This window comes from Amycolatopsis sp. CA-161197, assembly GCF_050942255.1.
Taxonomy (GTDB): Bacteria; Actinomycetota; Actinomycetes; order Mycobacteriales; family Pseudonocardiaceae; genus Amycolatopsis.
The window spans coordinates 10,042,128-10,058,093 of the sequence record NZ_CP192059.1; the positions used below are offsets into that span (position 1 = coordinate 10,042,128).

Below are 15,966 nucleotides of genomic sequence, written 5' to 3' on the forward strand. Positions count from 1 at the left end.
AGTGCCCGCGTTGGAGTTCGTGTTCGAATTCGCACCCGTGTTGATGCCGGTGCCGGAGCCCGAGTTCGGGGTGGCGTTGAGGCCCGTCCCCAAGTTTGTGTTCGGGCCGGTGGTCGAATTCGGGCTGTTCAGAGGGCCAGCGCTCGAGTTCGCAGTGGGGCCCGCGGTCGTGTTCGGGCCGGTGGTGGTGTCTGTGCCGGAATTGGTGTTTGTGTTCTGGTTGCCACCGAAGCCGGGGAGCCCACCTTCGTTCTGGGAGCTCGTCGCGGGCGGTGGCGTCGCCGAGTGTTCGCCGCCCGCGACGGGCGGTGGCGTCGCCGAGGTGCCCGCGCCCGAGTTCAAGCTGCCCGAAACCGACGGCGGCGGCGTGGCCGTCGCGGTGGTGCCATCGCCCGAGTTCGCGCTACCCGGAACCGACGGCGGCGGCGTCGCGGTCGCAGTCGTGCCATCGCCCACATTCCCGCTACCCGAAACCGACGGCGGCGGCGTCGCCGTCGCGGTCGCGCCATCCCCCGCATTCCCGCTGCCCGAAACCGACGGCGGCGGCGTCGCCGTCGCAGTCGTGCCATCGCCCACATTCCCGCTACCCGAAACCGACGGCGGCGGCACCGGGTTCCCGGTGTTGACCGAGTTCGGCGCCGAAGGCGGCGGCACCGAAGTACCGCCGGTGTTGTTTGTACCGGTGTTGGTGGTGCCGTTGGCGCTGGAGCCGGTGTTCGCGCTGGTGTTTCCCGGACCGGTGCTGGTGTTGCCGGTACCTGTGTTGGAGCCGGTGTTACCCACACCCGTGTTCGTGTTGCCCGCGCCGGCGTTGCCGGCACCGGTGTTCGAGTTGCCGGTCGAGCCGGTGTTGCCGGTTCCGGTGTTCGGGTTGCCGTTCAGGCCGCCGGTGGAGTCGGTGTTGTTGGCGCCGGAGTTGTTGCCGCTGGTGTTTCCGGCTCCTGTGGTGCCGGTCGAACCGGTGTTCCCGGTTCCGGTGTTCGGGTTGCCGTTCAAGCCGCCGGTCGAGCCCGTGTTGCCGGTTCCGGTGTTTGTGTTGCCGGAGCTGGAGTTTCCGCCGGTCGTGTTCCCGGTGTTGCCGGTGCCGACGTTGCCCGTGTTGCCTGTACCGGCGTCGCCGGTGTTTCCACTACCGGCGTTGCCAGCGTTGCCGGCGTTTGTGTTGGCGGTGTTGTCAGCACCGGCATTCCCGGTGTTTCCAGCACCCGTATTGCCCGGGTTACCGCCGCCGGCAGTACCCGTGTTGCCTGCGCCTGTGTTGCCGGCGCCGGCATTGCCAGTGCTTCCAGAGCCGGTGTCGCCCGAGTTGCCGCCACCAGCATTGCCGGCACCCGTGTTGCCGGTATTACCTACACCCGTGTTGCCCGTGTTGCCTGCACCGGCGTTGCCGGTGCCTGCGCTCCCGGTGTTTCCGGCGCCGGCGTTACCCGGGCTCCCGGCGCCGGTGGTGCCGGTGTTGCCGGCGCCGGAATTCGCGGCGCCGGTGGCGCCGTTGCCTGAGTTGGCGCCGTTGCCGGTGTTTGTGCCGCCGGTGGCGCCGTTGCCGGAGGTTGCGCCGCCGCCGGGGTTGGTGCCGCCGGTGTTGGCGAGGCCGGTGTCGCCGGTGCCCGAGGTGGAGCCGCCGCCGGAGTTGTTGTTGCTGCCAGAACCAGAGCCGGCGGAGCCGCCGGTGCCATTGTTGCCAGAGCCGCCCGTGGCCGGAGGGGGCGGCGGGGGTACCGACAGGTTCCCCAAACCCGGATTCCCGTTGATCCCACCCAGGTCGCCTGGGCCGTTGGGGCCCTTGGCGGTCGGGCCGTTGCCGCCGTTGTTCAGGGAGTCGTGGAGGGACTGGCCGGCGTGGTGGGCGCCGTGGGAGGCGGCGCCGGAGAGGCCGCCGTTGAGGGCGCCCCAGCCGAGGCTGTCGGTGTCGCCGCCGAAGAGGGCGGCGCCGGCGCCGCCGACGACGACTTCGGTGGTGGCTTCGTTGGCGGCGGCGCCCCAGACGTTCTTGCCGAACTTCGTGCCGAACTTGTTGTCGAACTTGTTCATGGCGCCGTGGAAATTGTGGGCGAACGCACCGCCGATGCCGCCCAGGACGCCGGACTGCATGATGGCCTTGCCGTCGAGGCCGTGACGATTGCCCTGCGCGATCTGGATGACCTGCGCGAGCATCTCCTCCGCGATCTCTTCCGCCGCCTCCTCCGCGGCGGCCTCCGCGAGGTGCGTCGCGAGATTCATCAGACGCTGCATGAGCGTCCGCTCGATCTCCACGATCGCGGTGCGCCCCGCCGCGAAGATCTCCGGCACCAGCGGCATCGTGAACGGGTTCGACATCGCCCAGATGATGTCGGCGGCCGTGATCGCGATGGCGATCAACATGCTGTACTTCGACTTCTCGACGTCGAGCGCCTGCGCCCGCAACGCCTGCGCCTGGCCCTGCGCCGCGGCGATGAAGTCCGTGCCCATCGTGCCGAGGTTGTTGGCGAAATCGACGAAGTTCTTCTGCACGTCGCCGCCGACGTTCTCGGCCACGCGGCCCGCGATCTGGTTGAAGCCGGTGCCCGCTTCGGCCACGCGCCGGGCGACGTCGTCCCACTCGTCGGCCAGCGCGCGCATGGCGTCCTCGTCGCCCTGCGGCCAGGCGTCACCCGCGATGATGTAGAAGATCCAGTTCAGGCTCGGATCCACCATCAGGCTCACCGCGGGTTCACCCCCTCAACAAAATAGTCTACAAAGGACTCAGTGGGCCGGCTTGGACGGAGTCGTCGGCTTCAAAGCGGTCCCCTCACGCGCCCGCAACGGCTCGGCCGGACCACCGTCGCCACCGCTGTTGACGTCCGAATTCAGCTGCGTGAAGTCCGTCCGCAACGAACTGGCGAGCTCGGTCGCGCCCTCGTCGACGTCGCGGAACGAGTCGGCCATGTCCCGCACCGCCGTGGTCGTGCCGTCGACGGCCTTGGCCCACGCGTCGAGTCCGTTGTAGATCTTGCCGGCCGCCGCGAGGTGCACGTTGGCGAAGTTCGTGCCGTTCTTGTCGTTGCCGGTCGCCGCCAGCACGGTGCTCGGGTTGGTCAGGGCCTGCACGCGCTGCGCGAGGCTGCGCAGCTCGCCCGCCTTCTGGGCGAACCCGTTGGCGCTGTTGGTGAGTCCGTCCGCGTCGACGAAGAAGTCGTCAGTCATGCCTGGGTCCCTTCCTCCATGCCGGGAACACGTCCCGAGAACAACGCCCGCACGTCCACGCGGCCGTTCATCAGGTCCTGCGCCGAGAGCCCGGGCGGCAGCATGGGTGCCATCGCCTCCGCCGAGGCGCTGATCGACTTCTGCCGCGCCTCCTCGACCGTTTTCACGATCACCGCCGCCAGCTCGGCCGGCGCCATCCGCTTGTACACACTGGTGGGGAAGGAAAGTTCGGTCAGCTCACCGGTGCGCGACACCGTCGCGGTCACCTCGCGCCGCGCCGACGTGGCGCTGCTGGTGAGCGAATCCACCTGCTTGCGGTTCTCCTCGAACCGCTCGCGCTGCTGCTGGTAGGCGCCCATGGCCTCGTCCAGCATCTTCTGGTACGGCGAACTCATGCGTTACCTCCTCAGCCGACCGACGCCAGGCCCGGGCCCAGCGCCAGCGCTCCGGTCTCAGGTGGACGGATGCCCCGCAGGTCCGCGGCCGCGAGCGTGCGCGACGCGGCCGCCACCGACAGCGTCCGCGCCAGCTCGTGGGCCGCGTGCACGGTGCGCTCCGAAGCCGACGCCAGCTCGTGAGCCAGCGCGTCCCGGACGTCGTCGGGAACGTCGTGGCCACGCCGGACCAGCAGCCGCACGGCGATCTCCGCCAGTTCGTCCACTGTGTACTCACCGAGCTCCCACCCGACGGTGAACGAGCTCCGCAACGAAGGCACCACACCCAGCAACGCGGCCACCCGCTGCGTCTGCCCGGTCAGCACCACGACCGGGTCGGCCGGACGGCGCGTCACCGCTTCCGCGACGGCCTCGACGACCTCCGCGCCCGAGCTGTGTGTCGCGATCTCCCAGTCACCGTCCACATCGAGCACGAGCACGCCACCGCTGGCGTCGTTCATTGCCGTGCGCACGAGGTGCTCGGCCTGCCCAGGCCACCGCGGGTACAGGTCCGCGGCCACCGAACAGCGCACGAGCTGCCCGACGTTCACCAGCCCCAGCTCCGCCAGGCTCAACGCGTACAGCTTCGCGAACTCCGCGCGCCCGGACCCGCGTTCACCGCTGATCACCAGGTTCGCCAGGTGCCCCAGCGGCTGCCGCTCCTGCTTGAGCCCGCCCAGGCGCACCAGCTGGCGCTGCGCGTTCTCCCGCACGCCGGCCTGGCCGACGAGCGTGCGCAGCCGGTTCCAGCCCGTGCTCGCGCCGACGGCCGCTGCCGGGTCCGAACCCACCGACACCGCCGCCGCGGCCGCGGCCGGCAGCTGCACCAGCTCCGCCCGCAGGTCCTCCGCCGTCAGCCGGTTGAGCTCCGAATCCTTCGACGGCGGCTGCAACGCCAGCCGCGAGGCCTGGTTGTTCACCATCGCCTCGAACAACTTGCGCGCCACACGACCGTTACCGAACGTCGCGTCCTTCGGCACCCGCTCGAAGTACTCGCGCAGCGCCTGCAGCGCGTCGTCGGTCAGCTCGTAGTAGTGCTTGCGCGTCAACCCGGTGGTGATGGTGACCAGCTCGTCGACGCTGTAGTTCGGGAACTCGATCGTGCGCGTGAATCGCGACGCCAGACCGGGGTTCGACTGCAGGAACAGGTCCATCTGCTTCGAATAGCCCGCGACGATCACCACCAGCGAGTCACGCTGGTCTTCCATGATCTTCATCAACGCGTCGATGGCTTCCTGTCCGAAGTCCGGACCGGACCCACCCGAACCCGCGGCCAGCGTGTACGCCTCGTCGATGAACAGCACGCCACCGATGGCCTTCTCGACCACCTCGGTGGTCTTGATCGCCGTCGAACCGATGTACTGGCCCACCAGGTCCTGGCGCGCGACCTCGATCATGTGGCCCTTGGACAGGATCCCCAGCTCCGCCAGCACCGTGCCGTACAGGCGCGCGACCGTGGTCTTACCGGTACCGGGAGGGCCCGCGAACACGAGGTGGCGGCTCATCGGCGGCATCGGCAGCCCCATGCGCTCGCGCATCTGGGACATCTTGATCAGGTTGATCAGGCCGGTGACCTCCTTCTTCACCCCGGCCAGACCCACCAGCGACTCGAGCTCACCCAGCGGCCCGTCCAGCACCTCACCCGCGGCGTCGCTCACGCTCTGCGGGCCGGCCGGCTGGTCGGGCGCCGACGGGAACTCCGAGGACAGCCCGCTCGACGATTCCGGCCGCACCTGGTCGGTGCTCACGTTCTCCACCGTCGCCTGGTCGTCCTCGAGCCGGTGCACGGCTTCGCCGCCCGCGTCGTTGACCACGCAGTCGCGGATCGTCACCGGTTCGCGCGTCTCGACGAGGAACCCGTCGCCGCCCGCGCCGAGCACCTCGCACTCGACCAGCGACCCGCGCGAACCCTCTTCCAGGACAACACCGTTGCGCTTGGCGCCGCGCACGCGGCACCGCGAGGCACTCAGTGCGGAGCCGCCGGCGACGGTGATCCCGTCGGCCTTCGCCTCGGCGATCTCGCAGTCCTGCAACGAACTCTCGCCCGGGCCCGACACCCGAAGCCCACCACCGCGCACCAGCACCGAGGTCAGCGACGAGGGCGTGCTCGCCCCCAGCGTCACGGCGTGTTCGGCGGTCGAGCCCACCCTGATGTCGGCCACGGTCACCCGCGCCGACTCGGTCGCCTCCAGGCCCGCCTCGCGGCCGGTCTCGATCGACGCGTCGGCGAGCTCCATTCGCGACTGTCCGGAGAGGACGATGCCCGGCCCGGCGTCGGTGTTCAGCCGCAGGCCGGTGATCTTCACGGCCGCCTCGGCGTTCACCAGCACCGCCGTCTGCGTCGAACCGCGCACGGTGGCCCGCTCGAACTTCGGCGTCGCCTCACCGTCGACGAGGATCGCGACCGGTGAACCCTCGAACGTGCAGTCCACGAACTGCGGCGCCGCGTTCGCCGTCGCCTGCACCGCGTTGCGCTCGGCACCGGAGAACACGCACTCGCGCAGCAGCGGCGCCGACGAACCGGCCACGTGCGCGGCCTGCATCGGCGCGGCGACGAACTGCGAGCTCGCCACCGAGATCCGGCCCTGGCTTGTGAGATAAAGATCAACATTTGCGCTTTCGCGCACAACCAGGCCCGTGATTGTTGCGCGGCCCTGTTGTTCCACCACCATCGCGGGTTTCTGTGCGCCGGTGATCTCGCAGTGTTCGATTACTGCCACCGCTTCGCCGTTGACGCAGATGCCGTTGCCCTGCGGGCGGCGCACCGCGCACCGGCGCAGCACCACGGATCCGACCTCGGCCACCACGATCCCCGACGACGCCGCGTCGGCGATCTCCGTGTCCTCGATCGTGCTCTGCGCGGGCGAAGCCACGACCACGCCGGCGCCCGCCGAGCTCGTCACCGTGCAGCCGCGCAGCGCGAGCTGGCCCTGCAGGCGCGCGAGCAGTGTCGCCCAGGAGGAGCCGGAGATCCGGCAGCCGTCCAGCGCCGCCTCGCCGCGCACGACGTCGACGGCCACGAGGTTGCTGTCGGTGCTGGTGAGCGTGAACCCGCGCAGCTGCACCGCTTCGGCGTTGGCGACGAGGACGCTGCCTTCGCTCGCCACGACCTCGACGGTGCCCGCACCCTGCTCGGCGACCAGCGAAACCATCCGGTCCACCACGAGGTTCTCCTCGTAGCGGCCCGGGTTCACGCTGATCGTGGCCCCCGGCTGCGCCTGCGCCAGCGCGGCGCCGATCGTCGGGAACGCCCCCGGCCGATCACCGCCGACCACGAGCAACTGTCGGTTCATCGAATCCGCCTCTCCCGCCTCGACACCACGCTCACACCAGCCCCGGGAGCGCCCCGAACCGCGGCGCGGACACCTCGGCGATCGGGTCGCGGCCCTCGGCCTCGGCCCACACCTCGAGCTCCCGGCGCAACGACACCAGCGCCAGCTCGTCGAGCGAGATCCGGTCGGACGCGACCTTGCCGGTCTCGTCCACCTCGCTCGACGTCAGTTCCCGCAGCAGCACCAGCCCGCGCACGCCCTCGGCGGGCTCGCGCAGGTCCAGCACCTTGAAACTCGTGCCGGGCACGAACAGCACCCGGTTCTCCACGCCACCGGCGGTGGGTTCCAGCAGCTTCGTGCGGCGGGCCGTGATCGACCAGACCAGCACGTCGGTGTCGCCGTCCAAAGTGGACGACGGCTGCGTGAGCGTGTTGAGGAAACCCCACTCGGTGAGCACCTTCTGCGAGCGGAACAGGTCCCACTCGGACTTCGACACGGACGTCGCGAACGTCGCCGGCCCGCGGTGCGAGGGCAGCCGGCTCAGGCCCGCGACCACGCAGCGCGCGATGGGCACGTGGGGGCCGTTGGCGCCGGTGCGCAGCGCGCCGTCGATGGCCGCGCCCTTGGCCGAGAGGTACAGCTGCACGGCGACCGCGTCGGTGAGCACCTCGGCCGACGACGTCGACAGCGCCCCCTGGAAGCCGGGGTGCTCAGACAGGATGCGGGCCACGGCGTTGGACATCAGGCCGTACTCCGCGCCGAGCGACTTGCGCAGCCACTCGCGTTCCTTCTCGGCACCACGCTTGGGCAGCAGCGCGGTGGCCTCGGCGCCGGGAGTGGGCTGGAGGCGGGCTTCGCCCTTTTCGGCCTTCTCGGCCGGGGCGACGGGCTCGGTGGCTTCGGCAGCTTGGGCGTTCTCGCTGGTCTCGGCGTTCTCAGCGTTCTCGGCGGGGCTCTCGACCGGTCCCTGCACCGTCGGCGCCTCGACCGACGGCGGCGCCGCCGGCGGCACGCCCGCGGCCGGCGGCATCCCGGCAGGCGGGGTGGCGGCCGGCGGCATCCCGGCCGGCGGCGTGGCAGCGGGCGGCATCCCCACGGGCGGGGTCGCGGCCGGCGGAATCGACACAGGCCCGGCGGTCAGGCTGGGCGGAGCCACCGGCGGCGACGGCATCCCGACGGGCGGCGCGGCCGGCGGAATCGGCGCGGGCGGGGCGACCGGCCCCGAGAACCCGGTCGGCGCACCAGGAACCGGGCCGCCCGGACCCGCGAACCCGCCGGGCGCCACGAACTTCGACGGCGCAGACGGGCCGGCGGAAGCCTCGGGAACGCCGAACTTCGACGGCACCGGCTGCCCGGCAGGAGCCTCGGCCCCGCCCTCCGGAGCCGCGAACTTCGACGGACCCGCGAACGCAGCCGGGGCTTCGGCGCCGCCCCCTGGAGCCGCGAACGTCGACGGACCCGACGGGCCGGCAAGCGCAGCCGGACCCCCGTTCCCGCCCTCGGGCACACCGAACTTCGGCGACGCGGACGGACCCCCGAACGCGGCCGGAACCTCGGCCCCACCCTCAGGCACGCCGAACTTCGACGGCGCCGACGGACCCGCAAGTGCGGCCGGAACCTCACCACCCTGGGACACAGTGGGACCCACCGGACCCGCGAACCCGGCACCACCGAGCTTCTCGGTCTGCCGGCCCTCCGGCTTGTCGTCCCGCCCGTCCCCGAACGGGCCGCCGGAGGACTCCGCCAGCGGCACCATCGGCGGCCGAGCCGACGTGATCGTGATCGGGCTGCCGACCCCGGCCAGCGAGCGCGGCACCCCGACGCCCGGGTCGAGGCGCTGGGTGATCGTCGGCTCGGAGCGCAGCAGCGCGGGCTCCGGCGTGACGTCCACCTCGAGGTCCGCGGGCGCGGCCGGCTTGTACTCGCCGGGCACCACGACCTCCGTCGGGCTGGCCTCCAGCAGCGCCGGAGCCGGGGCCGCGTCACCCTGCTCGATCTCCGCCAGTGCCTTGGTCGTCACCTGCACGCGGCCGCGTTCGGCCAGCAGCGCGTGGGCGGGCAGGACGCGGCTCATCCGCCGCGTGTTCTCGTCGAGCCGCGCGAGCACGTCCTGCGCCAGCATCCGCATGCGGTCCGCGGCGTCTTCGCTCGCGGCGTCGAAAGTCAGGTTGTTGATCGAGTTGTCGAGCGTCAGCGCGCGCACGGCCGGGGTGTCGCGGCCGTCGTGGGGCGAGCGCACCAGCAGGCCGGACTGCACGACCTCGATCACGGCGTCGGGCGAGTACCAGTACACGGCCGGGGCGACCTCGTTGAGGCCGTGGATCGGCGCGCGGTGGCTGATCAGCCGCGGCGCCTGCATCGGGCCGCCCTGCACGCGCGGCTGGTAGCCGATCTCGCGCACGAACGTGGTCCAGCCCAGCCGTCCGTCGAACAGCACCGTGCGCACGTCGACCAGCTGCGGCGACCCGACGGGCAGGCCGGTGTAGAACGCGACCTCCTTGCCCAGCAGGTCGGCCAGCGCCTGACCCAGCGTCGTCCCGGCCGGCACCGACATCGGCCCGTACTGGACGAACCGGGCGTTGGTCCGCACGTTCTCCGGCAGGCGCACCCACAGCCGGGCCGCGTCGTCGAGCGTCAGCGGCGGGCAGCCGGGGCAGCCCAGCACGATCGTCATCGTGTCGTGCTGCGCGGGCAGGCCCTTGACCAGCGCCGCGCGGTGCGCCCGCTGCCCCTGGTCGAAGCCGACCGGCCGCACCCACAACCCGCCCGGCAACGGCTCCGCGACGCCGCGCGAGCTCGTGGACGTCAGCTCCGCCGTGAGCCCGGAGTCCCACGACGGCCGCGGGAACCGCTTGGCCTCCCACTTCGGCGCACGCCCCGGCTGGAACTTCACCCAGCCGCTGCCGCGTCCGGAGTGGACGAACAGGGCACCGCCGGCGCTCGGGATCACCGAACCGTCAGGCGCCAGCACCGTGCGGTTGATCCGCTCCGACAGCCACTGCCCGGCCAGCGCCGACGTCTCCCGCGAACGCCCGCCGATCACCAGCCGCACGCCACGACGCCGCCGTGGCAGGACCTTCGCCACCGACTCCCACAGCGAGATCGGCGAGTCCACCGGCAGGTCGACGACGACCAGGTCGTGCTCGGTGTCGGCCGCGACGCCCAGCGCGAGCGCCTGGGCCTCGTCGGTCATCCCGGTCGAGGGGTGGACGACAAGAGCGTTCCCGACCGTCTGCTTGTCGAGGGTGGCACCGGAGGCACCGGTCCCGCGGCGCACCAGCGAGAGGTCCATGTTCACCTTCGTCCTTCCTACCGGCGCCGGCCCGAGCTCCCGGCACAGCTGTCACGTGCGGCGTGGTCTATCGGTTCACGTCGGGATGCGCACCGTGTGGGACGGCCCGCCGGTGCCCCCCACTGGTGCAGACGGCGCACTGCCGCCGGTGTGATGCGCGATCAGGCCGTAGACGAAAAACCCGACCACGATCAGCAGGGCGAGCAGCGCACCGCCGAGCAGGCCGTTCCAGGTCCGCTTGGCGGGCACGTCGAGGTGGCTCGCGTCGCCCAGCACCAGGGCCGAGGTCATCCGTCCGATGAGGAACGAGTACGCCTCGACGTGGTCCTTCTGCGTCTGCACCATCTCAGCTCACCCCGTTCACGCCGTGAGCCCGACGGCCCAGCCGTAGACCCCGAACAGCTGCAGCAGGATCGGGATCACCGCCACCGCGCTCAACGTCTCGGTCCAGTTGGCCAGATGGCCCCAGATCGGCAGCAGGCGCCGCGGCGGCGGCCGCAGCATCGCCAGCACCAGCAGGAAGAACACCAGCGCCAGCCCGGCGGCCGACGCCCCGCGCCAGTTCGCCTCGAGCGGCTCGATCAGCGACAGCGCGAGCAGCACCAGCCCCACCGAGCCGGCCATCGACAGCGGCACCCGCTGCCACGCGCCGAGCAGCGCCCGCGAGCGCATCAGCACTGCCGCGGCCACCAGGAACGCCAGCAGCTTCGGGAACAGGTCCTGCTCCGCGAGGAACGGGAACGCACACGTGAACACGACCGCCGACGCGATGCAGAAGATCGTGAGGTAACCGTCGGCGTAGGCCGTCTGCCTCACCATCTGCTCCGCGGGCGCGGGCTCGATGTCGTACTGCAGCTCCGACGCGGTGCGCGGCAGCTGCGGGCCGCGGATGCGCGCGAACCGGATGCCGATGCGGGGCGCGAACACCAGCACCGCGATCAGCACGGCCGACACGAGGCCCGCCGTCTGCGTCGTGGTCAGCCCGGCGCCGAGGTGCAGCCACATCGAGAGAGCACCGGCGACGCCCGTCGCCACCACCGTGCCGAACGGCACGAACGGCAGCCCCGGCGACCACGCCGCGCGCCCGCCGATGAGCAGCCCGCCGGCCAGCGCGAACGTCAGCGAGCCGACCAGGATCGGCGCGCCCTGCAGGTCGAACGCGGCGCCGACCCCGGCCACGCCCACGGCACCGGCGATGGCCGCGAACCCGCAGCCACCGAGGCCGAGCAGGAGGAGCAGCGCCTCGTCCTCGGACCGCACGCCGCACGAGACCGCCGCCACGACCAGGCCGAGCGCCACGACGGCGGTCCCGATCGCGGACAGGCCCAGCGGGCCCGGCATGAGCAGGATCCACGCGAGCACGACCTGCGCGAAGATCGCGAAGCCGAGGAACAGCCAGCGGTTGAACTCCGGCTTCCAGCGCCCGGGCTGGCGGCTGACGGCGGTGGCCATGCCGTCGGCGATGTCGTCGAAGTCGAGCTCCGGCAGCGGGTCCTGGCGGGGGCGGAGATGAAACTCTTCGCCCTCCTTCCAGTCCAGCGACTCCGGCGTGCCGGCCGCGTCGAGCGGGGCCTCACCGAGCCGCTGCAGCACCCACGTGTCGGCCAGGTCCTCGCGGCCGCCGGTGTGGCGCAGCAACACCGGCAGCAGGCTCGTGAGCGGCACCGACATCGGCACGGCCAGGTCGGCCCGCCCCTGCGGCCCGTACACCGTGATCCGGCAGAGCTCGCCCTGCATTGCTGTCAACGTCCGCTCCTTCCAGCGCGCGCGTTGTGTCGGGAAGTGCTCATCGCAGGCCGCCCACCAGCTGCTGCTGTTCGGCTTCCGCGCCCAGCGGCACGTAGCCGGTCTGCACGAGCTTCACGCCGCGGCGGGTGACCAGCTGCGCGCGGCCCGCGGGCAGGTTGCGCGGGGTCGCCTCGCCGAGGAACTTGCCCTCTTCCTTCGGGTAGGAGAAGACCACGCCGGGGCTGCCGAGCTCCCAGGCGCGGCGGATGACCGCGTCGCTCAGGGCCCGCATCGCGCCGGAGGTGCTGCGCGCGACGATGAGGTGGAAGCCGATGTAGGAACCCTGCGACAGCAGCGAAAGCAGCGGTTCCAGCGGCGAGCCCATGCCGCCGGTGAGCAGCTGGTAGTCGTCGACCACGAAGAACAACCGGGGGCCCGTCCACCAGTCGCGGCGCTTGAGCCGGTCGGCGGTGATCGACTGGTCCGGCACGCGCGGGGTGAGCGACACGCTCGCCTGCCCGGCCAGCTCCTGCAACGCCTCCGTGGTGGTGGCGTAGCCGACGCGGTAGGCCTCGGGGACCTCCGTGTCGAGCATGCGGCTCGGGTCGGCGAGCACGATCTTCGCCTCGCTCGGCTGGTAGCGCGCGAGCACCGAGCGGATGACCAGCCGCAGCAGGTTGGTCTTGCCGGTCTCGTTGTCGCCGAAGGTGAGCAGGTGCGGCGTGGCCTCGAAGTTGTGCCACACCGGCAGCAGCCGCTGCTCGTCCTGGCCCAGCGCGATCCGCAGGTCGCCGTCCGGGCGCGGGAGCTCGCTGATCGGCAGCGTGTTCGGCAGCATCCGCACCGCCGGGGCCTTGCGGCCCGGCCAGAACGTGTGCACCTCTTCGGCCACGGCCTTGGTCGCCGCCGCCAGGTCGTCGGTCGCCGAGCTGCCGTCCATGCGCGGCAACGCCGCCAGGAAGTGCAGCCCGTCCGGCGTCATGCCGCGGCCGGGCTGGTTCGGCACCGTCTTGGCCTTGCGCGAACCGATCTCCGACTCCATCGGGTCGCCCAGGCGCAGCTCGAACCGCGTCTGCAGCAGGTCACGCAGGTACGGGCGGATCTCCGACCAGCGCGTGGACGCGATCACCACGTGGATGCCGAACGACAGACCGCGCGAGGCCAGCTCGCCGATCTTCTGCTCCAGCTCCGAGTAGTCGTTCTTGAGGCTGTACCAGCCGTCGATGACCAGGAAGACGTCGCCGAACGGGTCGTCGACCTGGCCGCGCCGGCGCAGCTGCCGGTAGACCTCCATCGACTCGACGCCGCGGTCGGAGAACACGTTCTCGCGGTACTCCATGATCTGCGAGATCTCTTCGATGGTCCGCACCACGCGGTCGCGTTCGAGGCGCGTGGCGACCGAGCCGACGTGCGGCAGGCCGCTGATCGACATGATGCCGCCACCGCCGAAGTCCAGCCCGTAGAACTGCACCTCCTGCGGCGTGTGCGTCATCGCCAGCGCCAGCACCAGCGTGCGGACGATGGTCGACTTGCCCGTCTTCGGACCACCGACCACGGCCACGTGACCCGCCGCGCTGGACAGGTCGGCCATCAGCAGCTCGCGCACCTGCTCGAACGGCCGGTCGATCATGCCCATCGGCACGCGCAGGCGGCCGTGGTGCGCCGGGTCCTGCACGCTCATGCCGCGCACCGGGTCCGGCAGCACGCTGGGCAGCAGCGAGTCGAGGCTCGGCGACTCCGCCAGCGGCGGCAGCCACACCTGCCGCGCCGCCGGGCCCGCGCCCGTGAGGCGGTCGACGAACACGTCGGCCAGCGTCGGACCGGTCGGCGCCGCGTCGAGAGCGTCCACATCGGACATCTTCTTCTCGGCGGGGTCCGGTTCGTCGTCGCGGATGATGAACCGGCTCGGGCGCGCCTGGGTGAAGAACGGCACCACCTCGCGGCTCACGCGCGCCGCGTCCGCGTGGCCCTCGCCGTTGCCGGCGGGGACGGGACCGGACACGTACGCCGCCTTGAACCGCACCAGGTTCGTCGTGTCGATCTTGAGGAACCCGTTGCCCGGTTCCGAAGGCAGCTCATACGCGCTGCCGACGCCGATCACACTGCGCGACTCCATCGAGGAGAACGTGCGCAACGCGATCCGGTACGACAGGTGACCCTCCACCCGGTGGATGCGGCCTTCGTCCAGCCGCTGCGACGCGAGCAGCAGGTGCACACCGAGGCTTCGGCCCAGCCGCCCGACCGAGACGAACAGCTCCATGAACTCCGGCTTCGCGCTCAACAGCTCGGAGAACTCGTCCACCACGAGGAACAACGTCGGCATCGGCGCCAGCTGCTCACCGGCCGCGCGCGCCTTCTCGTACTCGTACAACGACGGATAACCGCTGGCGCGCAACTGTTCCTGCCGGCGCACCATCTCACCGTTGAGCGAGTCCTGCATGCGGTCGACCAGCGGCAGCTCGTCGGCCAGGTTGGTGATCATCGCCGAGGTGTGCGGCAGCCGGTCCATGCCCAGGAACGTCGCACCACCCTTGAAGTCCACCAGCACGAAGTTCAGGATCTCCGACGAGTGCGTCGCCGCGAGCCCCAGCACCAGCGTGCGCAGCAGCTCCGACTTGCCCGAACCCGTCGCACCGATCAACATGCCGTGCGGGCCCATGCCGCCCTGCGCCGACTCCTTCAGGTCCAGCTCGACGATCTCGCCCTCTTCGGTCACGCCGATCGGGACCGACATCCGCGCCCGCTGCACCGCCCGCGGCCGCCACTGCGCCGCGATGTCGAACGTGTGCACGTCCTTGATGTTCAGCAACGCCGTCAACCCGAAGTCGCTCTCCAGCGGCTGCTCCGCGATCTCCAGCGTGCCGCTCGTGCGCTTAGGCGCCAGCAATCGCGCCAAGCCCTCGGCCTGCGTCACCGACAGCTCGTCACGCAACGCCGAACCCGCGCCCGTGCCGGCCGGGAACTCGACGAGATCGTCCTTTGTGGTCAGCCGGAGCACCTTCGGGCCACCGGGCAGCGCACCCGTGACGTCCAGCAGCACCACGTTGCGCAGACCCGCACCCACCAGCCGCGACGACTCCGGGATCGGCGCCAGGTGCGCCACGATCACCACCAGCGGCTCGGTCGTGCTCGGACCCACCGCCTTGTCGTGGTCGTCGCGGTCGGCGACGTCCGGGCCCAGGATGTCCATCAGCTCGTCGTGGTCGGTCGCCAGCAACCGCAACGGGCCCGCCGGGTCGCGGAACGTCGGGTGGTTGTTGTGCGGCATCCACTTCACCCAGTCCCACTGCGACTGGGCCGCCTCCGTCGTCAGCACCGCCACGCGCAGCTCGTCCGGCGAGTGGAACGTGATCAGCTGCGCCAGCATCGCCCGCACCAGCCCGACGGCGGCCTCGGGGTCGCCGTCGAACTCCACACTCGTGAAGCTGCGCAGCCCGACCGCCGTCGGAATGCCCGACAACGTCCGGTACGTCTCCGTGAAGCGCCGCAACGAAATCGCCGACAGCGGATCCAGGTCCTCGATCGGCTTCGTCACCGGCGGCATCAGCTCCAGCGCCGACTGCTGCGACCCCAGCCCGATCCGCACGCGGCCGAAGTCGTCGTGGCTCACGCGCCGCTCCCACAACCGCGGCCCCATCGCCAGCGACCACAACGAGTCCGGCGACGGGTTGTTCCACGCCACCGCCCGCCGCTGGTGCTCCGCCGTCGACCGCGCGCGCTCCCGGACCTGCGCGATGTAGCGCAGGTAGTCGCGGCGCTCGGCCTTCATCTTCCGCTTGCGCTCACCCGCGCTGCGCGTCAGCTGGCCCAGGCTCATGGCCATCATCGACACGCCCATGCCGCCGCCGAGCACATACGTCATCGGGGAGCTGCCGCCCACACCCGAGAACGCCAGGATCATCACCATCGACCCGATGCCCATCGGCAGCATCATCAACAGCGAGTTGAAATCCCGGGCCGCCGGCTCGGCGAGCACCGGCGGCTCCTGCAGGTCTTCCTGTCCCTCGGGCAGCTCCGGACCCGCGACCCGCGGGCCGCGCTTGACCGTCTCCGTACTCACCGGTGCACCTCCTTCCGA

The 15,966-nt window shown here is 71.3% G+C and carries 9 protein-coding genes; 2 read left to right on the forward strand and 7 right to left on the reverse strand.

Going from position 1 to position 15,966, the window contains the following annotated elements; translation table 11 throughout:
* Nucleotides 1-10: 10 nt before the first annotated feature.
* Together ACQPXB_RS47595 and ACQPXB_RS47600 are read left to right on the forward strand one after the other, a co-directional pair.
* Nucleotides 11-2,116 (forward strand): hypothetical protein, encoded by a 2,106-nt coding sequence (locus tag ACQPXB_RS47595; RefSeq protein ID WP_432848638.1) that lies wholly within the window; start codon nucleotides 11-13, stop codon nucleotides 2,114-2,116.
* Between the two features lie 114 nt (nucleotides 2,117-2,230).
* Entirely contained in the window at nucleotides 2,231-2,644 is a 414-nt protein-coding gene (locus ACQPXB_RS47600; protein ID WP_432848640.1) for a hypothetical protein, read from the forward strand.
* A gap of 77 nt (nucleotides 2,645-2,721) precedes the next feature.
* On the opposite strand, the gene ACQPXB_RS47605 is transcribed toward ACQPXB_RS47600, so the two are convergent.
* The 7 genes from ACQPXB_RS47605 to eccCa form a co-directional block, all read right to left on the reverse strand.
* Nucleotides 2,722-3,162 (reverse strand): hypothetical protein, encoded by a 441-nt coding sequence (locus tag ACQPXB_RS47605; protein ID WP_366580518.1) that lies wholly within the window; start codon nucleotides 3,160-3,162, stop codon nucleotides 2,722-2,724.
* Nucleotides 3,159-3,557, reverse strand: a complete 399-nt coding sequence (locus ACQPXB_RS47610; protein WP_366580517.1) for a YbaB/EbfC family nucleoid-associated protein — start codon at nucleotides 3,555-3,557, stop codon at nucleotides 3,159-3,161. Before ACQPXB_RS47610 ends, ACQPXB_RS47605 begins: the two co-directional genes overlap by 4 nt.
* Before the next feature lie 11 nt (nucleotides 3,558-3,568).
* Nucleotides 3,569-6,889, reverse strand: a complete 3,321-nt coding sequence (locus ACQPXB_RS47615; protein WP_432848642.1) for a right-handed parallel beta-helix repeat-containing protein — start codon at nucleotides 6,887-6,889, stop codon at nucleotides 3,569-3,571.
* 31 nt (nucleotides 6,890-6,920) lie between these two features.
* Nucleotides 6,921-10,160, reverse strand: a complete 3,240-nt coding sequence (locus tag ACQPXB_RS47620) for a hypothetical protein (protein ID WP_432848644.1) — start codon at nucleotides 10,158-10,160, stop codon at nucleotides 6,921-6,923.
* Between the two features lie 75 nt (nucleotides 10,161-10,235).
* Nucleotides 10,236-10,505: a type VII secretion protein EccB gene (locus tag ACQPXB_RS47625; protein WP_220245042.1), complete on the reverse strand. Its 270-nt coding sequence runs from the start codon at nucleotides 10,503-10,505 to the stop codon at nucleotides 10,236-10,238.
* Nucleotides 10,506-10,520: 15 nt separating this feature from the next.
* Complete coding sequence (eccD, locus tag ACQPXB_RS47630; RefSeq protein WP_432857146.1) at nucleotides 10,521-11,897, reverse strand: type VII secretion integral membrane protein EccD; 1,377 nt, start codon at nucleotides 11,895-11,897, stop codon at nucleotides 10,521-10,523.
* Nucleotides 11,898-11,946: 49 nt separating this feature from the next.
* Nucleotides 11,947-15,948: a type VII secretion protein EccCa gene (gene eccCa / locus ACQPXB_RS47635; RefSeq protein ID WP_432848646.1), complete on the reverse strand. Its 4,002-nt coding sequence runs from the start codon at nucleotides 15,946-15,948 to the stop codon at nucleotides 11,947-11,949.
* Nucleotides 15,949-15,966 lie beyond the last annotated feature (18 nt).

Excerpts from the sequence above, each read along its gene's own strand:
- ACQPXB_RS47620 (WP_432848644.1), bottom strand. The coding sequence starts at position 10,160 with ATGGACCTCTCGCTGGTGCGCCGCGGGACCGGTGCCTCCGGTGCCACC.
- ACQPXB_RS47615 (WP_432848642.1), bottom strand. The coding sequence starts at position 6,889 with ATGAACCGACAGTTGCTCGTGGTCGGCGGTGATCGGCCGGGGGCGTTC.
- ACQPXB_RS47625 (WP_220245042.1), bottom strand. The coding sequence starts at position 10,505 with ATGGTGCAGACGCAGAAGGACCACGTCGAGGCGTACTCGTTCCTCATC.
- ACQPXB_RS47605 (WP_366580518.1), bottom strand. The coding sequence starts at position 3,162 with ATGACTGACGACTTCTTCGTCGACGCGGACGGACTCACCAACAGCGCC.
- eccD (WP_432857146.1), bottom strand. The coding sequence starts at position 11,897 with ATGCAGGGCGAGCTCTGCCGGATCACGGTGTACGGGCCGCAGGGGCGG.
- ACQPXB_RS47600 (WP_432848640.1), top strand. The coding sequence starts at position 2,231 with ATGAGCGTCCGCTCGATCTCCACGATCGCGGTGCGCCCCGCCGCGAAG.
- ACQPXB_RS47610 (WP_366580517.1), bottom strand. The coding sequence starts at position 3,557 with ATGAGTTCGCCGTACCAGAAGATGCTGGACGAGGCCATGGGCGCCTAC.